Genomic DNA, 20,766 nt, shown 5'->3' with positions numbered 1-20,766 from the left:
TCAGCGACTGCTTGCCGAGCTTGGTCTCGAGCTTGGTCGAGAGTCAGGTGCTCTACCGACCCTAAGGTACGACGCTTACCGTGCGCCCAGGTAACGATCCAAGCCTTGTGCCCTGAGGGCTGCACGCGAAGTATCAGACCACGAACCTGAGCGTCTCTGAGCTCATAGGGACGATCCCTGGGCGCAGCAGTAAGAACGATTCGTTTGGTGAGGGCGGATGACATTGGGCGGAGCGTCCGTAAGTGGCGATAAGTCCAACTTAGGACAGGATGCGAGGCGGTGTTTGGATGAGGATCGTCCGCGACCAAGAAATTCGTGCGCTCTCAATCGTCGCGGGAAAATGCAAATCAAGGCAAATCCTTCGAACGCCGCCACATTCTTGCTGGATACATCCAGCCCAAATCAGTGCATCACAGCCCACATCTAAGCGTTCCGGCGCGGGAAAAACACCCGCTGCGGCCGAAAGATCCTAAGCAGCATACGCCGGAACGCAAGACACATGCGCTCAACCTTGCCTATCCTAAAAAAAGTAAAACCCAGGTCACGCCCTTCGAATTCAAACATCCTCCCTTCAGAAATTTCCCAAACGTCACGTATTGAAAAATATGTTCTGAATAATCCCATCTCAATAGTCGATACGAAATGTGAACCCATACGATCCAAAAGTACCCACCGCATGCGATCAACTGCAGTCGCAACATTCGATGACTTGATGAAAAACGTCGCTTGGAATCCGCCAACATCAGCCCCGAGGCCAGACGCTCGAACAAAGATCCCTTCAACCATGAACTCATAGAATCTCACAAGCCTATCTCCCCTTGCTCAGCTCTTGATCCAGCCTTTTAGAATCAAGCCTTCCGTCAACTCGAAAATAACCCTGAAATCCACCATCCTCGCCCATCTTTACGCCCGGCATAGGCAGGCCAGTCTTCTCGCTGATCGCACTCATAGTGCCATTCCATCTTGCAATATCAGACTGCTCAGCAGGTCTAGGAACCGGGTCAGGGATGTACTCTGCCGAATCAGCAACTTGCTCAAGCGTACCGGCCAGAGCTAGTGCGCCGACGCTGACCTTACCCCAGAAGGAGTGTCCCCTTACGCTCTCTGTCTGGTAATGCGGAAGTCCTTTGCCGCCCCCCTCTAGTTCATGGCCCACATGTTTGAGCTGGCCCTCCGCCCCGTGTGCGGATGTCTCAATCTGCCTCGCTACTTGTCTTCTGTCCGCTATCACGTTCTGCTGCGCCCGGCGCGCACTGACGGCCTGCTCCTGAGTCAGTCGTGCAATCTTATGGACCTGGTTTGCGGTGAGCCTGACGAGCCATGCAACTTTTCCGGCTTCTCCATCAGAATCTACGTAGGTGTACGGATTCCCGTTCGCATACCGATACCGATTGAACTGCCCAACCGGCTGCTCATACGCCGTCACAGGATCCACCGATAGGAACACACCCAGCTGCGGATCCATGTACCGCTGCTGCATGTAGCTCAGCCCGGTGGCCGCATCGCTCACATGCCCGGTATACCCAGGTCCGTCCGTGACCTGACCACCCACCACGGCACCGTACGGCTCGTAGTCATAGCGCTTGATCACTTTGCCGTTGGCATCGCTCTCGGCTACGACCGAGCCCAACGCATCGGTGTGGATATAAGTGACCGTCGTCTGGGCGATTGCGGCTGGCGACACGCCAAGGCCAACGAGCAGCACGCAGCACAGCCAGGCGCCCAATGCCCCCAGCTTCCGAACTCGTTCAATCCTCCTGAAGCGGGTCGACACACCGCCTGCAGTTCCCCCGAACCTGCGCATCCTTCCAATCCCTGAAAGTGCCTTGAAGCAAGGCCGTGTATTCATAACACAGGAATGGCCGGGTGCGGTTTCCAGATCGGGAACAGGGCGCGGCGCTAAGCGCCTGGGAAGCCGGGCTGGCCGCGAGATTCGGAAATTAGGGGCTGCCAGCCATGGGCTGGCACTACTGGGGCCGGCATTCCGCCGGGCATGGCCCGGCGCTACCAAAGCACAAAAAGCCCCGACCAAGGCCGGGGCTTTTCATTGCAACTGGTGCCGGAAACAGGAGTCGAACCTGCGACCTACGCATTACGAATGCGCCGCTCTACCAACTGAGCTATTCCGGCGGAGCCCGCGATTTTACGGGCTGGGCGCCCCGGCGGTCAATCCATCCGGCTCAGCTCGCCTCTACCCGGTTGGCGCACACCCGCCCGGTCGCGAAATCCTGCAGATTCCCCAGCGTGATCGCCGAGATCTCCTGCAGCGCCTCGACGGTGAAGAAGCCCTGGTGGCCGGTCACCAGCACGTTGGGGAAGGTCATCAGGCGCTGGAAGGCCTCGTCGTCGATGATCTCGCCAGACAGGTCCTGGAAGAACAGCGCGCTTTCCTGCTCGTAGACATCGATGGCCAGATGGCCGAGCCGCCGCGACTTCAGCGCACGGATCACCGCATGGGTATCGACCAACCCGCCGCGCGAGGTGTTGACCAACATCGCGCCTGGCTTCATCCGCGCCAGCGACGCATCATTGATCAGGTGCTGGGTATCGGGCGTCACTGGGCAATGCAACGACACGATGTCGGCGCGCGCCAGCAGTTCATCCAGTCCAACCATGTCGCCCACGCCGGCAAAGGCCGGCGACGGATACGGGTCATGCCCCAGCACCGTGCAGCCCATGCCCTTGAAGATGCGTGCGGTAGCCAGGCCGATCTTGCCGGTACCGACGATGCCGACCGTGCGCCCATGCAGGGTGCGCCCGAGCAGGCCATCGAGCATGAAGTTGCCCTCGCGCACGCGGTTGTAGGCGCGATGGGTCTGGCGGTTGAGGGTCATCACCAGCGCCAGTGCATGCTCGGCCACCGCTTCGGGGGAATAGGCCGGCACACGCGCGACGAACAGGTCCAGTGCTTTCGCCTCCCCCAGATCCACATTGTTGAAGCCCGCACAGCGCAGCAGCACGGCCCGCACACCCAACGTGTGCAGCGCGCGCAGCACCTGCGCATCAAGTCGATCGTTGACGAACACGCAGACCGCAGCGCAATCCTGCGCCAGTGCAGCCGTATGCACATCCAGCGCGGCATCGAAATAGACGAACGCAAAGCCCTTTCCAGCGGCATCGCGCTGGTTGGCTTCCTCAAGGAAACGACGATCATAAGGGCGGGCGCTGAAGACGGCGATCTGCATGGACGGGCCTGGGTGGAATGCCACGCCGACCATACCGCAGCAACGCGCCCTCTGGGGATGGCACCGGCGATGCAGGCATCGCCGGTGCCACGTGCCGCTTAGAACCTGTAGCCCAGACCCAGCATCACGCCGTTCTGGATCTGCCCGTCGCGGCGCTCGCCCACGTAGTCGGCCATGATCGACAGGCGCTCGCTGGCGCGGCTGGTCACACCCAGGTTCCAGGCCAGCACCTGCTCGCCCACGCTCTGGCTGCTGGCGCCAAACACCAGATCCGGCGCAGCCGCGAAGCCGGTGCTGTAGCGGGCCTGCGAATCGCCCAGTTCCTTCTGCCAGACCACCCGGGCGCGCGGGGTGATGCGCTCGCCATTGTTGCCCTCGAAGGTCTTGAACAGCTGCAGGCCCGCACCCACGCGGATGCTCTCCAGGCTGCCGCTGCGGCCAACCAGCGCACCGGCACCCTGCCCTTCGTTGAAGCGGGTGGCCGAAGTACGCGCGTAGTCCACCACCGGCAGCAACGGCTGGATCACCACGCCCTTGCCGGTGGTGAACGAGAACGCGTGCTCCACTCGTGCGGAGATCGCATCGTTGCTGTACTTGGCACGCAGCGGCTGCTGCAGGCCATCGATACCGCCGATGCTGCGACGGGTATCGTGGCGCAGATCGGTGTAGCGCACCGCCGCCGACAGGTAGCCCCGCGAGTACGTCGCATCCAGGTAGCCGCCGACGTCCAGCGCGCGCACATCACCGGTGAACCCGGAGCCATCACTGGCCTTGGTCGACATGTCGGCCGCTGCCACGCTGACGCCCAGGGTGACGCGGTCATCGGCCACGCGGGTGTCGGCACCGACCACGATGCCACCAATGCTGTGGCTCAGGCCGGCCACGCCGCCGTCAGCATCGATGCGGCCATGACTGGCGAAACCACGTGCCCAGATGCCATGGCTGCGTCCAGCATCACCGCTGCCCGCAACACTGCCCGAGGCCGGCTCGACCAGGTGCATCGCCAGCTGGTTGAACAGGCTGCCATGGCGCATGCCCGGCTGGGAGGAGACCGACTGCGCCACCTGCGAGGCCAGGCCATCGGCATCACCGCCGCTGCGCATGGCCGACTGGTGCTGCTGCACGACGTTGCCGATGCTGCCTACCAGTGCAGTGTCGGCCAGTCGCAGGCTGGCGTGCGCATCACCGCGCAGAGCACCGGCCTGCTGTGCGATCACATCACGGTCAGCGAACTGCAGCGCACCCAGCAGCGACTTCAGGCCGCTGTCCTGGCGGTCCGATGCAGCGGCCAGCGCGCGGCCCAGGCCATCGCCGGACGTACCGTTGGCGAACAGGCCCAGCTGGTCAAAGCCGGGGTTGGCGGTCAGCCACAGGCCATCGGCCGTCTGGTTGACGTTGAAGCTGAGCAGCGAATTGTGGCGCGGGCGGAACACTTCACCGGCAGTGATGCTGGCACTGTAGCCGGCGTCCCCCAGCCGCACGACATCCTGGAAGCCCCCCTGGTAGATCGGCCCTTCCACCAGATCGCGGCGGTAGGCACCGGCATAGAAGCCCTGGGCGACGTTCAACGCCAGGTGTGCGCCCTGCGCGATCACCAGCGCGCCCTCCTCGGTGCCGCCATCGTAGAAGCTGCCGACGCGCAGGCGGCCATTGCCAGTACCACCGGTTTCGGTAACATCGAACAGCACCTGCCCGCCGGGCATGATGTTGACGTAGCCGTGGGTCACCAGATCCCCACCGCGCGGCATCAGCGTGCCGAACACGCGCAGGCGGTTGAAGCCATCTTCGCGGTAGGACGGGCCGGTGCCACCCAGCAGCGCATCGCTGTCGGTGCCGACCGATGCGATATCGCCATGGCCAACCACGATGCTGCCCGGCATCACCCGCAGCTCTGGGGTACGCAGCGCGCCGCCCTCCAGTGCGATGGTGCCGTTGTCGACCAGCATGAAATCGGCGCCGGTGGTTTCAGCGGTGCGCCAGGTGGCGCCATTGCTGACACGGATTACGCCGGCGGAGTTGGCCAGGGTCGAGGCATCCAGATCAGCCAGCCGCAGCTGGCCGCGCAGTTCATCCTGGAGGTCGGGGTCGGCGAGCAGCTGCTGCAACGACTGCGCGCCGATACCGTCCGGCCCACGCGTGGAGAAGTTGTACAGGCTCACCGCATAGTTGATGTAGGTGCTGGCCCAATCGGTGCTCCAGCGCGCGAAATCGTCGTCGACGAAGGCCTGCAGCTGGCGCGCGGTGCGCAGGTAGCCCGGGTTGATGTCGCCGCTGACGTTGCTGGTGACACGAAGGGTGTCGCCCGGATCGCGATAGCCCGCCGTGTTGATGATGCTGTTGCTGCGGATGTCCTGGCCCGGGAATGACTCCAGCTTGCTCCCACTGCCATCCGGATCGAAGGTGACCGACGTACCCGTGGTACGCGCCGGGTCGCGGAATACCAGCAGGCCATTGGGCTGCACCACTTCATACATGGCCTTGTGCAACAGGCCCGCATCCATGCCACCACCGTAGTTGCCGGTATAGATCTGGGTCATGCGCGGCGACGGTGTGTAGATCACCTTGCCGCCGCTGCTGGCCGCGTGGATCTGCACCGAGTCGACCAGCGGCAGATCGCCGCCGAGGTAACGGTTGACGCCACCGGACTGCATGATCGAGCAGGACGAAATGCAGTGGCCGGACACGATGGTGTCCAGGCCCTGGGTACGGATCACCGCCTGCAGCCACTCGCCGGCGATCAGCGCGCCACCGTTGGACGTGCGCAGCACGACTTCGCGGATCGGACGGCCTTCAGCCTGCGCCTTGGCCAGCAGTGCGGGCAGCGCCACCACATCGGCGACGGTGACGCCGCCGCTGAGGAAGACGCGATCGTCCTGCACGTGATAACTCATTGCCATGACGTCATCAGCTGCCGCGATGGCGCCAACGCCCATCAGCCCGGCCAGGGCCAGGCTCAACTTCGAATACTTCATGCGTTCTCTCTCTCCACCCGCAACACGCGGGTAGAACGATCAACGCTGCAGCGGGGCGATCTCCCCCAGTGGAACGGATCCTGAAAAATGAATACATTCACAATGAGAATCCGATCGATGCACACTCTTCCCCATCCGGTCATCGTCGCGTAAAACTCGATGACGCATTCGCCACCGACAGTCGAGGCCAGCCCTGTCCACCCCGTCTCCCCTGATCCATCGCGCGCCGGAGCCGCCCGCACCTGCGGATGCCTTCATCGCGTTCGTACGCGAAGAGCGCGCACCGCTGTGCGCGTTCCTGCGCACGCGGGGGGTCGGGCCTGAGGATGCGGAGGATATCGCGCAGGACTGCATGGAGCGGCTGATCCGCTATCGCGCACAGGGCCCGGACGAACTGCGCCTGCTGCTGTATCGTATCGCCCGCAACCGCCTGGCAGACCGCGGACGCTCGCCGCAGTCGCGGCCGCATCTGCCGCTGGCCGAACACGATGGCAGCGACGAACCGTCCAGTTCCTCGCCCGATCCATTGCGCCAGGCCGAGTCAGGGCAGATGCTGTCCCTGCTGCGGCAGGCCCTGTTCAAGCTGCCCGAACGCGCACGCGAGGTCTATCTGCTCAACCGCATCACCGGCATGAGCTACACGCAGATCGCGCGGCATTGTGGAATTACTGCCAAGACCGTGGAAAAACATATCGCCCGGGCCCTGCAGGGCCTGCGTCAGGAGTTGGGATCGGATCCGCTGCACAACGACAGGGACGGCCAATGAGTGGCACCCCGCACAGGGATGATGCACAGCTGTTTGAACGCGCCAGCGCCTGGGTAGCCCGCCTGGAAGCCCCGGACTGCACGTCGGCCGAACGCGAAACGTTCGAGGACTGGCTGGCCGAAGATCCGGCCCACGTCAAAGCCTGGGTGCAGGCCGAAACCCTGTTCCAGCAGGGCGCGGAGCTTGCGGCTGACCCTTGGCTGCGCACCGCCGCGGCACGGGCGGCGCGTCCGCCGCGCCGGCGCTGGCTGCCGGGCGTGGCCGCTGCCGCCGGTGTCTGCATGGCGATCGGCATCGGCTGGATGGTTGCCGTCGACGGCAACCCGACGCCGCAGGTCTACGCCAATGATTCGCACCAGCCACTCCAGCAGACGCTGGCCGATGGCAGCGTCGCCATGCTGGATGCCGGCACCACCCTCCGCGCCCGCTTCGGCTGGCGCCATCGTGATCTGGTGCTGGAGCGGGGCCGGCTGCAACTGCAGGTCGCACCGTCGAACAAGGCGCTGCAGCTGCACGCCGGCGACAGTACGATCCGCGACATCGGCACGACCTTCCAGGTGGAACGCCTGCACGACGGCCTGGTCGAGGTCGCGCTGCTGGAAGGTGCCGTGGAAGTCAGCAACGGCGCAGCGCAGCACACGCTGGCGCCCGGCCAACAGCTGCAGGTATTGCCCTCCGGCCGTATCCAGCCGGGCCCTGCCCTCTCATCCAACGCAGCCGCTGAAGGCTGGCTGCGCGGGCAACTGGTATTCGATGCCACGCCACTGTCGATCGTGGTCGAGCGCATGAACCGTTATGGCCGCACGCCGCTGGTGATCGTCGATCCGGAGATCACCGACCTGGCTGTAAGCGGTACCTTCCGCGCCGGTGATGCACAGGAACTGCTGTCGGCGCTGGAATTGGGTTGGTCCGTGGCTGGCCAGACGCGTCCGGATGGCGCGCTGGAACTGCGCCGCACCTACTGAGGAGACCGGCAGTGAAGGCAGGTCCGGGTGCGCTGCAGTGGGGGCTGCTCCGCGCCCTGCTATGCCTTGCACTGGGTGTTGCCGCACTACCGATGGCTGATGCCGGCGAGCCCGCCGGCACGCTGGAGATCGACGTGGGCGCCGGCCCACTGGTGCCGGCACTGCAGCAATGGGCCCGGCAGAGTGGCACCGCCCTGCTGTTCGACGCACGTGAACTGGACGATCTGCGCACCGATGGCAGCCGTGGCCAACGCGATACCGGGGCCTCGCTGAAGCAGCTGGTCGCCGGCCTGCCGGTGAACATCCTGCGTACGTCCTCGGGTGCCTTTGTCGTGCGGCGTATCCATCCCGAGCCACCTGCCAAGCCGCCGAAGGCGGACGCAACCCCGCGCCTGCCGCGCCCGGCTCCCAAGACCACCGACACGCCACACCAGGTGGAACTGGCACCCATCCACGTCACCGGCAGCCGGCTGCCGCGCTCTTCGGTGCAGACCACACTGCCGGTCACCACCATCGATCGCGACGACATCCTGCGCAGTGGCTACGGCAATCTGTTCGACCTGCTGCGGCACCTGCCCGGCATGAACGGCCATCCCGCCATGAGCACCTCGCGCGGCGGCGATTCGCAGTACCTGCCGGTGGGTGCAGCGGCCACCACCAGCCTCGACGGCATGGGCCCGCGGGCGACGCTGTTCCTGGTCAACGGCCGGCGCCTGCCGCGCTATCCGATGGTGTCGCTGGAACAGGGTGGGCTCACCGACCTCGGCGGCATTCCGCTGAGCTTCGTCGACCGCATCGAACTGGTACGCGGCGGTGCCTCGGCCATCTATGGGGCCGATGCCATGTCCGGCGTGGTCAACATCATCCTGCGCGACCAGGCCGATGGGCCCGAAGCCATGCTGCAGACCGGACTCAGCAGCCGCGGCGATGCGGGCCAGTACCGCCTGCAGGCCGCTACGGGCGGCGCGCGTGGCAACGGGGACCGCTGGTTTGCCGGCCTCGATCTGCACCGTGTCGAGCATGTCGCCGGTGACCAGCGTGACTGGCATGCGGAAACCTCGCTGTATCCAATCGGCGCGATCTTCGGCAACTGGTACGTGCCCGCCCGGCGCTGCGAGCCGCCCCTGAAGCGGCGCGAGGATGGCTGCTGGTTTGACAGCGCGCGGCCGCGTTCGCTGCAGCCCGCCTCGGATACCGCGTCGGCCTACCTGCACTACCGGCATGAACGTGGTGAGGGACGCTATGCCTATGTCGAGGCACGGGCCAGTCACAACCGCCAGCGCTTCGACCTGGGCCCGACCGCCGTTGCGGTGGTCTCGCGCGGAATCACCTTCAACAGCGTGCTGCGCGAGGCCGGCAACGTGCGCCCCAGCGTCCGCGCCACCGATGCGGACATCACCCTCGGCATCGGCCGTGACCAGGGCCGGCGCAGCTGGGAGGCGGGCATCAGCGCGCAGCGCAGCGACGTCACCTTGTCCACTGCAGGTGCCGTGCGCACGACACGCCTGCTTGAAGCAACGCAGGCGCGCAGGTTCACTCCCGGTTTCGACGCGCCGCCGGCGGCCGAGGCGGACACACTGTTTCCGTCCATCCGCAACCGTGGCAGCACCGCACAATGGCAGGGCTGGTGGGGCGTGCAGCGCGAGCTGATGGCAATGCCCGGGGGCAATGCGCAGCTGGCCACGGGCATCGACCTGCGCCATGAACGCTGGGTCTCGCGTCCGGACGCGCTGCTGAGCCAGGGCGACCTTGCGCTGGGCCTGCCGCAGCAGCGACGCCGCCTGTCGCGACAAAGCAGTGGCGTCTACGCCGAGCTGGGCTTGCCGCTGGCACCCACGCTGCGCGCGGACCTGGCTGCACGCTGGGACCGCGATGGCGGCTTCATGGCGTTCTCGCCACGTGCCGGGCTGCGCTGGAGCCCGACGCCGCACTGGTCGTTCCTGCTGGCCAGCGGGCGCGGCTATCGTGCACCGAGCCTGTTCGAGCAACGGCGGCCTCCCGGCTACTTCGGCTCGATCACGCTTCCGGTGTCCAGTGCCCTTCCGGAATGTGCGATCGCCACGCGTGGTGGCGGCTGCAGCGTCACGGCCAACGTGGTTGAAAACGATGCACTGAGGGCCGAGCGATCGCGCAGCCATTCGCTGGCAGCCACGTGGACACCCAACGACGCTTTCTCGCTGTCGCTGACCCACAACATCGTGGAACTGCGCAACGAGATCCTCGCCCTGCAGCCGAGCGATGCGGTGTGGAATCGCAGCACCTGGGAACTGGATGAAGACGGCCACCTGAGCAGCCTGCGCCTGTCGTTCGACAACATCGGCCGCACCACCTCCCGCAACTGGGTGCTGCGTGGCGAGTACCGCATCGACAGCGGTAGCAACGGCCAATGGTTGTTCTCGCTCGATGCGCTGAAGCAGCAGGAACTGCGTCGCCGCCGTGACCATGAGGCCGCCGTGGACCTGCGTGGCCATGTGACACCCGAGCTGGCTGCGGTGTTGAACGTGCAATGGCAGAACAACAACTGGGACATCGCGCTGCGCGGCAACCAGATCGGGCACACGCGTGCCTGGCTGCCGGGGGCGGAATGCCCGCAGAAGCAGGTCGACCGGAACCACTGCATGAACCCACGGCAGCTGCGCTGGAACCTGCACCTCGCACGTCGGCTGGGGCCGCGCATCGTTGCCGCGCTGGACGTGCACAACGTGCTCGACACGCAACCGGTGAACTATCTGGTCGGCAATGGCGGGCAGATGCCGGGGTTGGACGATCCGCTCGGCCGCTACTACCTGCTTACCCTGCAGTTCCGCTGAAGCGTAGTAATCTACGCGCCCCGTTCCACCGCGGTCCCCTTCCCCCATGAAAGCCTATCTCTGGTTCTGGGGCGCGTTCCTGCTGTTCTTCGCGTTGCCTTTTCCCTGCATTCTCTATTTCGGCACCTCGTGGCCGGTGGCCCTGGTCGACCGCAGTGCACCGTGGCTGGCACTGGTGCTGCTCGTACTGTCGATGGCCCTGTGGCTGACGCTGCTGTTCGCCTTCCTGCACTACCTGTTGCTGGGGCCGCCGCGCGCACTGCACCGGGTGCAGTCGATCCTGGCCGACGGTGAACCGCGCAGTGCGCTGATCGAACAGGCCGAACAGACCGGCGTGCAGGTGCGTGACTTCGCGCAATGGAAACTGCAGTTGTTCTTCAAGAACCTGTCCGGCACGCCGATCCGCGAACAGATGCTGGTGATCGACAGCAAACCCCAGCTGCATCGCTTCGAGGTGGGCAGGCACATCGATGCGCGCCTGGGCCGGACGCCCGGGGCGTTCCCCAACATCGTGCTGGACGGTGCCCAGCCCGAACTGAATGTCGCCAGCCTGTGGCGGCGCGGCATCGGTGCAGCACTCGGCATCGCCACCGTTGCCGCTGCCTATGTGTGGGCCTACCAGCTGCAGAGCGAGGGGCTGGGCTGGACCTTCCTGTCGTTCGGTCACCCGCTGCTGGTGTGCCCGCTGGTGCTGTGTGGCTATGCGCTGGGCCTGCGCCTGCTCGGCCGCCTGCTGCACGCCGATGCCCGCGGCGATGCGCTGAAGTATCGCGGCATCGGCGTGGAGGCCAGGGTGTTGAAGGTGCGTCAGACCGGCACCTACCTCAACGAACAGCCGCAGGTGGAGTTCCAGCTGGAATACATCGACCGCGAAGGCAACGTGCAGCAGGCCCGCGTGCGCCGCTTCATCCCGCTGATTGAACTGGCCAACATCCCGCGCGAGCACGTGACGCTGCTGTACGACCCGGACGACCGCAGCAACGTGCGCCTGGAGGGAGCATGAAACAGCCGCCCTCCACCCGCGCCGTGTTCCTGGTACTGCTGCTGGTTCTGGCGGGCGTGGCCGTTGCCGGCGGCGCAGTGCAGACCATCAGCGAAACGCTGGGGCATTCGGTACCGCCGGACCGGTTGCCACCCTCTGTCTCGTCTCAGTCGCCGCGCGAACAACCCGTATCGCTTGTGCCATCCCCGGCGCCCTTCCCTGCGGCGAGTACCGCTGCGGCGCCCGAGCGCAACAATCGCCTGTTCGATGCGGACTACCTGCTGGCTGCCCGTCAGGCACTGGAGCAGCTGCCAGCACTGGCCGGCCAGCGGCTGACGGTCTTCCACAGCATCCACTTCTACGACGATGGCCGCATCAACCTCGATCTGGTCGATCCGCAACAGCCGGGCCACGTCGACAGCTATCACTTTGAACGTGGCCAGTGGCGCAAGGGCAATCCGGTGAACCCGCAGCAGTTTGCGCCGACCATCAGCCTGCAGCGCAGCAGCACATCCCTGGCCAGCATCGATTTCGAGGCCGTGCCGCGCGTGGCACAGGCACTGCAGGAACAACGCAATGCCCTGCAGAACCCCGCATCCGAAGTCGGCCACGTGTACGTGATCGTGCGCAAAGGCGGCAAGCTGGTGTGGCTGCCGGACGAAGTGGCCGGTGACCGCGAATCCGTGCGGCTGCAGTTCGATGCACAGGGCACCCTGCGCGGCGTGAACCGCCGATAGGCCACACAAAAAGGGGACGGAGGGGATTAAGTTGTATGTGGCTTGGTGCGGTTTGCGACTTAATCCCCTCCGTCCCCTTTTTCTATTTCACCGAGCGGGCGATGGCGTACTGCGCGCCGTAGTAGGTGGACAGCACCAGCAGGCTGGCCAGCGGCAGGCCGCCGGCGAAGCGGTCCCAGGCCAGCAGTGAATCGCTGGCGACGAACAGCAACGCACCGGCGGCAGCCCAGCGCGCACTGCTGGCTTCCACGGCATCGGGCTGCGGGCTGCGCCACTGCCGTGCCAGGGCCAGCACCGCCATCGATGCCAGCACCACCACGTACGCCAGCACCGGCACGCGCATCGGCACCGGCAGGTGCGGCCACAGGCCAAGCACGTTGAGCACGGCGAAGGCACCCAGCAGCACGCTGGCGCCGACCAGCCCACGCCCGGCACGCAGGCCATCGCGGAAGGCGACGATGTAGCAGAGGTGCGCCAGCAGGAACGCGATCAGCCCCGGTACGAACGCATCCATCGGCAGCATCAGCGCGATGTCGCCCACGCACGACAGCAACATGCCGGCCAGCACCGCACGCCGATAGAACGGCTGCGCGGGATCGTGCACGCGCCAGGCGATGGCAGCGATCAGCAGCGTGGTCGTCGGCTTGGCCAGCCAGTGCAGCCAACGCCCATCGCCATGCAGGAATGCACCTACGATGGCGAGGATCACCATCAACAGGATCACAGCATCGCGGGCGCGCGGTTTCATCGCGCCTTCCACAGGTCCGCCAGGCGATCAGGCTTGCCGGCGATGCGCTCCAGCACCGGGTACTGCAGGCCACCGTGGTAGGCGATGCTCATCGTTTCAATGCGGTCGAACTGCTTCACCAGCAACACGATCGGCGCCTTGTCCTTCGCTGCCGCAGCCACTGCGTCCTTCAAGCGCTGGCTGCTGTACTCGCGGCCGCCAACCGCGATCAGCTTCATGCCCGGCGCCAGGCCGGCATTGAAGGCCGGGCTGTCCCAGATCACGTCACCCACCGCACCGCTATCGAGTACGGTCGCGCCCAGCGAATAGGCCAGCAGTGCCGCCTTGGCGCGTTTTTCCTGTGCCTTGTAGGCGTCGTTCGGCGTATCGCGGTAGACCAGCTTCCAGCCCGCCAGCTCCAGGCCGCCGGTCAACGAACCGTGGCCGTCCAGGCGCCCGCGCAGGAACGTCGCCCAGTCGTACGGCGCGATGCCGTTCAAGGTCGCGACCACATCATCGAAGGTGTACGGGTTGACGTCCCAGTCGCCATTGCCGAAGCCGAAGAACGCACGCGCGAAGTCGTCCAGACTGCGACGGTTGCCACTCAGCTCGCGCAGCTTGCCCTCCACTTCCAGCCACAGCATCTGGCCGCCGGAGTAGTAGTCCTCGCTCATCTGGTAGTTGCGGTAGGGCAACGTACGGCGCTGGGCGATGGTCGGGTCGTTGGTGGTGTCCTGCAGCGGGCGCCAGGCCAGGCCCGGGCGGCCACGATCATAGGTCGCGGCCACGTTGGCCAGCATGTCGCGCGCCTGCGCGACCGACCACAGCCCCGAGCGTGCGGCCAGCACCTGGCCCCAGAACTGGGTCTGGCCTTCGTACACCCACAGCAGGCTGTCGCCCATCGGCACGTTGAAATTGGCAGTAGCCAGATCGGCGCCGCGGCGGTACTTGCCGTTCCAGGAATGGGTGTACTCGTGCGGCAGCAGGTCGCGCATCCACGCGTTGCTGTCCCATTCGGTGAAGTAGCCCGGATCGGCGCTGTTCTCGCTGGAGCGGTGATGCTCCAGGCCGATGCCGCCGAGACGGTCGGTCAACGCCAGCAGGAACTCATAGTGGTTGTAGTGGCGCGCACCGTAGAGCTTGTCGGCCTGCTGCACCAGCGCGCGGTGCATCGCGATCTGTGCCTCGCTCGGCTTCAGCGACTTGGCTTCGTCGGCAAACACGTTGAGGTGCACTGGCACCTTCGCGCCTGGATCGAGATCGATGCGCTGGTAGTGCTCGCCGGCGAACAACGGCGAATCGACCAGATGGTCATACGAGATCGGCTTGAACACCACGGTGTCACCGTCGCGTCGCGCGGTTTCCAGGGCAGTGGCGAACGACCAGCCCTTGGGCAGGGTCACGCTGGCCTGCGCCTGCAGGTTGCGCGCATCGACGCCGGCCGGATACAGCGAATTGGCGTTCCACTGCAGGTTGAGCATTTCCGGGGTCATCACCACCCGGCCCTGGCTGCCGCCCTGCGAGGACAGGAAATCGAAGTGGGCGACGATCTCGCTCACGCCCTCTGGCACGTTCACCTTGAACGCATAGACGTTGAACTGGTCACGCTGCCAGGCCAGCGGTTTGCCGTTGGCGGTCACGCGCAGGCCGGCCAGCTTGTCGATCGGGCCGGTGGGTGAATGGTTGCCGGGAATCCACTGCGGGTACAGGAGGGTCATCGGGCCGGGCTTGGCCGGCACCGTAGCGGTCACCTTGAAGATTCGACGGGCCAGATCGCGCGCATCGACATCGATGCGCAGCAGGCCGGCGGCCGCCGCGTTCGCCGCGTTCGCCGGTGGCGAGGTCTGTGCCAGTGCAGGCGTGGCCGCCAGCGCGAACAGCACGGACATCACCAGGGCTCGGGTCTTCATCGGGCAGGTTCCAACAACGGAGAATCTTCCGATGCTAGGCCTGTAGAGTGCGCTGCCCCATGGCCAAAGGTCATGGCCCGCGCGAACCCCACCAGAAGCGGCAAACCCGGCAACAAGACCGTGAGCAGTAGATCCACGCCATGCGTGGATGGGATGGATCCAGAAGCCGTGCGAACCAAGATTCGCACCCACCAGAGCGGTTTCAGTAGATCCACGCCATGCGTGGATGGGATGCATGCCGAAGCCGTGCGAATCTAGGTTCGCACCCACCACAACAGTTTCAGTAGATCCACGCCATGCGTGGATAGGATGGATACAGAAGCGGTGCGAACCAAGGTTCGCACCCACCCGAATCAGCCCGCGGTCAGTCGACCAACCGCAGGCGCAGCTCCTTCGGCAGCGCGAACACCATCGATTCCGGCTCGCCATCCAGCTCGCCCACGCCGCTGGCGCCCAGCTCGGCCAGGCGCGCCAGCACGCCATCGACCAGCACCTGCGGCGCCGAGGCACCTGCGGTCACGCCGATATGCTGCTTGCCCACCACCCATGCCGGGTCGATTTCATGCGCGCCGTCGATCAGGTACGACTCCACGCCTTCACGACGGGCCAGCTCGCTCAAACGATTGGAGTTCGAGCTGTTCGGCGAACCGACCACCAACACCAGGTCACAGCGCTTGGCCAGATCGCGCACGGCATCCTGGCGGTTCTGCGTGGCGTAGCAGATGTCGTCGTTCTTCGGGCCCTGCATGGCCGGGAAACGCTCGCGCAGCGCATCGATGATGCCGCGCGTGTCATCCACCGACAGCGTGGTCTGGGTGGTGTAGGCGAAGTTTTCCGGCTGGTTGATGTGCAGTGTTGCAACCTGCTCCACGTCCTCGACCAGATAGATCTGGCCGGTGCCCGCTTCGCGGTTCCACTGGCCCATGGTGCCTTCCACTTCCGGGTGACCGGCGTGGCCGATCAGCACCACGTCACGGCCGGCACGGCAGTGGCGGGCCACTTCGAAGTGCACCTTGGTCACCAGCGGGCAGGTGGCGTCGAACACCTTCAGGCCACGGCGCTCGGCCTCCTGGCGCACGGCCTGGGACACGCCGTGGGCGCTGAAAATGACCGTGTTGTTGTCCGGCACTTCATCGAGTTCCTCGACGAAGATCGCGCCGCGCTGCTTCAGGTCGTCGACCACGAAGCGGTTGTGCACCACTTCATGGCGGACGTAGATGGGCGCGCCCAGCGTTTCGATCGCGCGCTTGACGATCTCGATCGCACGATCGACACCGGCACAGAAACCACGCGGGTTGGCGAGCAGCACATCCATCAGTTCAATCTCCCGGCAGCGGCCGGCTTACGGTTTCGGATTGGCATTATCCGCCTTTTTGGCGGACTTGCCGTCGAACAGGCCAAACAGGGCGATGCCGATGGCACCCACCACGATGGCCGAATCGGCGATGTTGAACGAGGGCCAGGTGTAGCTGCCCACGTACCACTGGATGAAATCGACCACATGACCATGCACCTGGCGGTCGATCACGTTGCCGATGGCGCCGCCGATGATCAGCGCATAGGGCACCGCGGCCTTCCAGTTGCCACGGGCGGTGCCGCGCAGCCACCAGGCCATCAGGCCGCTGATGACGATCGCCAGCACGGTGAAGAAGTGCTTCTGCCAGCCACCAGCGTCGCTCAGGAAACTGAACGCCGCACCGGTGTTATAGGTGCGGTACCAGTTCCAGAAGCCGTCGATGACCACCACCGGTTGGAACTCTGGCAGGCTCGACAGGACCCAGGCCTTGGACCACTGGTCCAGGCCGATGATGGCGGCCGACAGCAGCAGCCAGACCAGGGCGTTCGGATGCGGACGGGGCGCGGCCATCAGAACCAGCTCCGCACTTCACCGGCACCGGTGATGTTGCTCACGCAGCGGCCGCACAGCTCCGGATGATCGGCATTGCTGCCGACGTCGGCGCGGTGGTGCCAGCAGCGCACGCACTTGGCCTTGGTGGTCGGCTGGGCGCTGACGAACACCTCGTCGGTGGTCGCCGGGCGCACCTGCACGTCACCACTGATGAACAGGAAACGCAGTTCATCGGCCAGCGGCTGCCAGCGCGCGGCCTGCTCTTCGCTGGCGGCGATGGTGATCTCCGCTTCCAGTGCGGCTCCGATCGCACCGTTGGCACGCATCGGCTCGAGCACCTTGGCCACCTGCTCGCGTACGGCCAGCAGCTGGTCGAAGTCGGCGGCGTTGAGCTGGGCATCGGCCGGCAGCGGTGCCAGGCCGTCGTACCAGGTTGTGAACAGTACGTGGCCGGCATGCTCGCCCGGCAGGTAGCCCCACAGCTCGTCGGCTGTGAAGGTCAGGATCGGCGCAACCCAGCGGGTGAACGCTTCGGCGATGTGGTACATCGCGCTCTGGGCCGAACGGCGACCGTGCGAATCGGTCGGCATCGTGTACAGGCGGTCCTTGGTCACGTCCAGGTACAGCGAACCCAGGTCCACGCTGCAGAAGTTCAGCAGCAGCTGCACGATCTCGGCCATGTTGTAGCCGTCGTAGGCTGCCTTGATCTTCTCCTGCAGCTCCCACGCGCGGTGCACGATCCAGCGGTCCAGCGCGACCATCTGGTCGAGCGGCTGCAGGTGCTGGGCCGGATCGAAACCGTCCAGGTTGCCGAGCAGGAAGCGTGCGGTGTTGCGCAGGCGACGGTAGGCGTCGGCGTTGCGCTTGAGGATCTCCTGCGACAGCGACATCTCGTTGCTGTAGTCGGCCGAGGCGATCCACAGGCGCAGGATGTCCGCGCCCAGCTTGTTCATGATGTCCTGCGGCTCGATGCCGTTGCCCAGCGACTTGGACATCTTGCGGCCGTGCTCGTCCACGGTGAAGCCGTGGGTCAGGCACTGCTTGTACGGGGCACGCTTGTCGATGGCCACGCCGGTCAGCAGCGAGGACTGGAACCAGCCGCGGTGCTGGTCGGAACCTTCCAGGTACAGGTCGGCCGGCTTGCCGAAGCCACGCGCGGCGAGCACGCCTTCATGGGTCACGCCCGAATCGAACCAGACGTCGAGGATGTCGGTGACCTTCTCGTAGTCGGCCGCTTCAGCACCCAGCAGTTCGGCGGCATCCAGCGAGTACCACACGTCGATGCCCTCGGCTTCGACGCGGTCGGCGACCTGCTGCATCAGCTCCACCGAGCGCGGATGGATCTCACCGGTCTGGCGATGGGTGAACAGTGCGATCGGCACGCCCCAGGTGCGCTGGCGCGAGATGGTCCAGTCCGGGCGACCGTCGACCATGCTCTGGATGCGCGCCTTGCCCCAGCTCGGGAACCAGCCCACGGTGTCGATGGCGGCCAGCGCATCGTTGCGCAGGTTGGCCTTGTCCATCGAGATGAACCACTGCGGGGTGGCGCGGAACACCACCGGCGTCTTGTGGCGCCAGCAGTGCGGGTAGCTGTGGCGGATCGGGTGGAAGGCCAGCAGCGCGCCGTTGTCGCGCAGCACGCCGACGATGGCTTCCTGCGCCTTCCACAGGTGCTGGCCAGCCAGCACCACGTCACCGGCCGGCGGGGTCGATTCCAGGTACACGCCACGGCCGTCGATCGGGGTCACCTGGCCGGCGTTGTACTTGTCCAGCAGGCCGTACTTCTGGCTGACCACGAAGTCTTCCTGGCCGTGGCCGGGCGCGGTGTGCACCGCACCGGTACCGTCCTCGTCGGACACGTGGTCGCCGTTGAGCACCAGAATCTCGCGCTCCGGGTAGAACGGGTGCGCCAGCAGCTGGTTTTCCAGCGCGGCACCGGTGGTTTCACCGTGCAGCACCACGTTTTCGACGCCATAGCGCTGCAGCGCGCGCTCGGCCAGCGCGGCAGCCAGCACCAGCCAACGGCGCTTGCCGTTGTGGGCCGGGCCCTCGGCCAGCACGTAGCGGATCTCCGCGCCCAGCGACACCGCCAGCGAGGCCGGCAGCGTCCACGGGGTGGTGGTCCAGATCGGCACGGCCACTTCAACGTCTGCCGGCACGCTCACGCCGAAGGCCTGGCCGATGGCCTGCGCATCGCGCGCGGCGTAGGCCACGTCGATCGCCGGCGATTCCTTTTCCTGGTATTCGATCTCTGCCTCGGCCAGCGCCGAGCCACAGTCGAAGCACCAGTACACCGGCTTGGCACCACGCACCAGGTGGCCGTTGGCCACGACCTTGGCCAGCGCACGGATCTCGTTGGCTTCGAAATCGAAGCTCAGGGTCTTGTACGGGTTGTCCCAGTCACCGGTCACGCCCAGGCGCTTGAAGTCCACGCGCTGGATGTTGATCTGCTCTTCGGCGAACTCGCGGCACTTCTGGCGGAATTCAACGGCGTCGAGCTTGGTGCCGACCTTGCCCCACTTCTTTTCGACCGCGATCTCGATCGGCAGGCCGTGGCAGTCCCAGCCCGGCACGTAGGGCGCATCGAAGCCGGCCAGGTAGCGCGACTTGACGATGATGTCCTTCAGGATCTTGTTGACCGCGTGGCCCAGGTGGATGCGGCCGTTGGCGTACGGCGGGCCGTCGTGCAGCACGAACAGCGGACGGCCGGCGGCGTTGTCGCGCAGCTGCTGGTAGAGCCCCTGCTCTTCCCACCGCGCCAGAATGCCCGGCTCGCGCTTGGGCAGATCGCCGCGCATCGGGAATTCGGTGGCTGGCAGGTTCAGGGTGGTCTTGTAGTCCTGGCTCACGCAGTGGCTCGCAATCTATGTTCGGAAAGGATGGCGCGCGCCTGTTCGGCGTCGCGGTGCATCTGGTCGGTCAGGGCCGCCAGATCATTGAATTTCTCTTCATCGCGCAGCTTGGCGACGAATTCCACTTCGATGTGGCGCCCGTACAGGTCGCCCTGGAAATCAAACAGGTGGGCTTCCAGCAGCGGCTCCACGCCCTCCACGGTCGGCCGGGTGCCGAAGCTGGACACCGACGGCCACGGCTGGTCGAACACGCCGTGCACCCAGGTCGCGTAGATGCCCGACAGCGCCGGGGTCTTGGGGAAACGCAGGTTGGCGGTGGGGAAGCCCAGCGTACGGCCGAGCTGGCGCCCGCGCACCACCCGCCCGCTGATCGCGTACGGACGCCCGAGCAGGTCACCGGCGCGGGCGAAGTCGCCCTCCTGCAGCAGCTGGCGAATACGGGTACTGGAAATGCGCTCGCCATGCAGGTCGACCGCTTCGATCTCGTCGGCGCTGAAGCCGAGCTCGGCACCGAGCTGCTGCAACAGGGCCAGGTCGCCGCGACGACGGTTGCCGAAGCAGAACTCCGGCCCGATCCAGACCTCACGCGCACTCAGGCGATTGACCAGCAGCTGACGCACGAAGGTCTCGGCCGGCATCGCCGCCATTGCCGCGTCGAAACGCAGCAGGCCGATCGCATCGACACCGAGCTCGCGCAGGATCTCGACCTTGCTGCGCGCCAGGGTCAGCCGCGGCGGCGGCGTGCCCTGGGCGAAGAATTCACGCGGCAGCGGCTCGAACGCCACGGCCACCGCGGCCACGCCCAAGGCGCGCGCGCGGGCAACCGCGTGGCGGACCAGCGCACGATGACCCAGGTGGAGGCCGTCGAATGCACCGATACAGACCACGCTTCCGTTGGGGAACAGCTCCCCGCCCTCGACGCTTCTGAACAGCCTGCTCATCAACTCTCGTTCCGGCCCGACCGGGGCCGCCGTTTCAATGGTGTAACCCTGAAGTATAGCCGCCACGGGC

At 65.7% G+C, this 20,766-nt stretch carries 15 protein-coding genes, 1 tRNA gene and 1 pseudogene; 6 read left to right on the top strand and 11 right to left on the bottom strand.

Features of this window, described 5'->3' with window-relative positions; translation table 11 throughout:
* Window positions 1-2: 2 nt before the first annotated feature.
* Window positions 3-224: pseudogene (locus EKL94_RS22805) on the bottom strand (Arm DNA-binding domain-containing protein); the annotation flags it as partial.
* Between the two features lie 91 nt (window positions 225-315).
* Between EKL94_RS22805 and EKL94_RS03045 the strand changes: the two are divergent.
* Window positions 316-600: a hypothetical protein gene (locus tag EKL94_RS03045; RefSeq protein ID WP_126927923.1), complete on the top strand. Its 285-nt coding sequence runs from the start codon at window positions 316-318 to the stop codon at window positions 598-600.
* A gap of 208 nt (window positions 601-808) precedes the next feature.
* Here the strand turns inward: EKL94_RS03045 and EKL94_RS22600 are convergent, their stop codons facing one another.
* The 4 genes from EKL94_RS22600 to EKL94_RS03025 form a co-directional block, all read right to left on the bottom strand.
* Window positions 809-1,774, bottom strand: a complete 966-nt coding sequence (locus EKL94_RS22600; RefSeq protein WP_260473365.1) for an RHS repeat-associated core domain-containing protein — start codon at window positions 1,772-1,774, stop codon at window positions 809-811.
* A gap of 280 nt (window positions 1,775-2,054) precedes the next feature.
* Window positions 2,055-2,130 (bottom strand) — tRNA-Thr (locus EKL94_RS03035).
* A gap of 50 nt (window positions 2,131-2,180) precedes the next feature.
* Complete coding sequence (locus tag EKL94_RS03030; RefSeq protein ID WP_126927922.1) at window positions 2,181-3,185, bottom strand: 2-hydroxyacid dehydrogenase; 1,005 nt, start codon at window positions 3,183-3,185, stop codon at window positions 2,181-2,183.
* A gap of 98 nt (window positions 3,186-3,283) precedes the next feature.
* Window positions 3,284-6,157: an autotransporter domain-containing protein gene (locus EKL94_RS03025; protein ID WP_126927921.1), complete on the bottom strand. Its 2,874-nt coding sequence runs from the start codon at window positions 6,155-6,157 to the stop codon at window positions 3,284-3,286.
* Between the two features lie 256 nt (window positions 6,158-6,413).
* Between EKL94_RS03025 and EKL94_RS03020 the strand changes: the two genes are divergently transcribed.
* Genes EKL94_RS03020 through EKL94_RS03000 form a run of 5 tightly spaced genes read left to right on the top strand, consistent with a single transcriptional unit; the run spans window position 6,414 to window position 12,417 of the window.
* Complete coding sequence (locus EKL94_RS03020) at window positions 6,414-6,923, top strand: RNA polymerase sigma factor (RefSeq protein WP_029379863.1); 510 nt, start codon at window positions 6,414-6,416, stop codon at window positions 6,921-6,923.
* On the top strand, window positions 6,920-7,888 hold the full coding sequence (locus EKL94_RS03015; protein WP_126927920.1) for a FecR family protein: 969 nt from the start codon (window positions 6,920-6,922) through the stop codon (window positions 7,886-7,888). The genes EKL94_RS03020 and EKL94_RS03015 overlap by 4 nt, the downstream gene beginning before the upstream one ends.
* Window positions 7,889-7,899: 11 nt before the next feature.
* Entirely contained in the window at window positions 7,900-10,698 is a 2,799-nt protein-coding gene (locus tag EKL94_RS03010) for a TonB-dependent receptor plug domain-containing protein (RefSeq protein WP_126927919.1), read from the top strand.
* A 46-nt stretch (window positions 10,699-10,744) separates the two neighbouring features.
* Window positions 10,745-11,701 carry a hypothetical protein gene (locus EKL94_RS03005; protein ID WP_126927918.1) on the top strand — a complete coding sequence of 319 codons (957 nt, stop codon included), beginning with the start codon at window positions 10,745-10,747 and terminating at the stop codon, window positions 11,699-11,701.
* Window positions 11,698-12,417 (top strand): hypothetical protein, encoded by a 720-nt coding sequence (locus tag EKL94_RS03000; RefSeq protein ID WP_126927917.1) that lies wholly within the window; start codon window positions 11,698-11,700, stop codon window positions 12,415-12,417. Before EKL94_RS03005 ends, EKL94_RS03000 begins: the two co-directional genes overlap by 4 nt.
* 82 nt (window positions 12,418-12,499) lie before the next feature.
* On the opposite strand, the gene EKL94_RS02995 is transcribed toward EKL94_RS03000, so the two are convergent.
* The 6 genes from EKL94_RS02995 to EKL94_RS02970 form a co-directional block, all read right to left on the bottom strand.
* Window positions 12,500-13,165: a lysoplasmalogenase gene (locus EKL94_RS02995; RefSeq protein WP_126927916.1), complete on the bottom strand. Its 666-nt coding sequence runs from the start codon at window positions 13,163-13,165 to the stop codon at window positions 12,500-12,502.
* Entirely contained in the window at window positions 13,162-15,054 is a 1,893-nt protein-coding gene (locus EKL94_RS02990) for a M61 family metallopeptidase (protein ID WP_126927915.1), read from the bottom strand. Before EKL94_RS02990 ends, EKL94_RS02995 begins: the two co-directional genes overlap by 4 nt.
* A 364-nt stretch (window positions 15,055-15,418) precedes the next feature.
* Entirely contained in the window at window positions 15,419-16,369 is a 951-nt protein-coding gene (ispH, locus tag EKL94_RS02985; protein ID WP_049428543.1) for a 4-hydroxy-3-methylbut-2-enyl diphosphate reductase, read from the bottom strand.
* A 27-nt stretch (window positions 16,370-16,396) separates the two neighbouring features.
* Window positions 16,397-16,921 carry a signal peptidase II gene (gene lspA, locus EKL94_RS02980; protein ID WP_010483311.1) on the bottom strand — a complete coding sequence of 175 codons (525 nt, stop codon included), beginning with the start codon at window positions 16,919-16,921 and terminating at the stop codon, window positions 16,397-16,399.
* The gene (gene ileS, locus EKL94_RS02975) at window positions 16,921-19,752 is read right to left on the bottom strand and encodes an isoleucine--tRNA ligase (protein WP_126927914.1); all 2,832 of its coding nucleotides are present in this window, start codon (window positions 19,750-19,752) and stop codon (window positions 16,921-16,923) included. Before ileS ends, lspA begins: the two co-directional genes overlap by 1 nt.
* Entirely contained in the window at window positions 19,749-20,696 is a 948-nt protein-coding gene (locus EKL94_RS02970; protein ID WP_126927913.1) for a bifunctional riboflavin kinase/FAD synthetase, read from the bottom strand. Before EKL94_RS02970 ends, ileS begins: the two co-directional genes overlap by 4 nt.
* Between the last annotated feature and the right edge of the window lie 70 nt (window positions 20,697-20,766).

This window comes from Stenotrophomonas maltophilia (assembly GCF_003970865.1).
Classification (GTDB): domain Bacteria; phylum Pseudomonadota; class Gammaproteobacteria; order Xanthomonadales; family Xanthomonadaceae; genus Stenotrophomonas; species Stenotrophomonas maltophilia_AR.
The sequence above is the reverse complement of the archived record's forward strand: the minus strand, read 5'-3'. Positions and strand labels throughout refer to the sequence as shown.

Bases quoted from the DNA above. Each gene is read 5' to 3' on its own strand.
- EKL94_RS03030 (WP_126927922.1), bottom strand. From the start codon at position 3,185: ATGCAGATCGCCGTCTTCAGCGCCCGCCCTTATGATCGTCGTTTCCTT.
- EKL94_RS03025 (WP_126927921.1), bottom strand. From the start codon at position 6,157: ATGAAGTATTCGAAGTTGAGCCTGGCCCTGGCCGGGCTGATGGGCGTT.
- EKL94_RS03015 (WP_126927920.1), top strand. From the start codon at position 6,920: ATGAGTGGCACCCCGCACAGGGATGATGCACAGCTGTTTGAACGCGCC.
- EKL94_RS03005 (WP_126927918.1), top strand. From the start codon at position 10,745: ATGAAAGCCTATCTCTGGTTCTGGGGCGCGTTCCTGCTGTTCTTCGCG.
- EKL94_RS03000 (WP_126927917.1), top strand. From the start codon at position 11,698: ATGAAACAGCCGCCCTCCACCCGCGCCGTGTTCCTGGTACTGCTGCTG.
- EKL94_RS02995 (WP_126927916.1), bottom strand. From the start codon at position 13,165: ATGAAACCGCGCGCCCGCGATGCTGTGATCCTGTTGATGGTGATCCTC.
- EKL94_RS02990 (WP_126927915.1), bottom strand. From the start codon at position 15,054: ATGAAGACCCGAGCCCTGGTGATGTCCGTGCTGTTCGCGCTGGCGGCC.
- ispH (WP_049428543.1), bottom strand. From the start codon at position 16,369: ATGGATGTGCTGCTCGCCAACCCGCGTGGTTTCTGTGCCGGTGTCGAT.
- lspA (WP_010483311.1), bottom strand. From the start codon at position 16,921: ATGGCCGCGCCCCGTCCGCATCCGAACGCCCTGGTCTGGCTGCTGCTG.
- EKL94_RS02970 (WP_126927913.1), bottom strand. From the start codon at position 20,696: ATGAGCAGGCTGTTCAGAAGCGTCGAGGGCGGGGAGCTGTTCCCCAAC.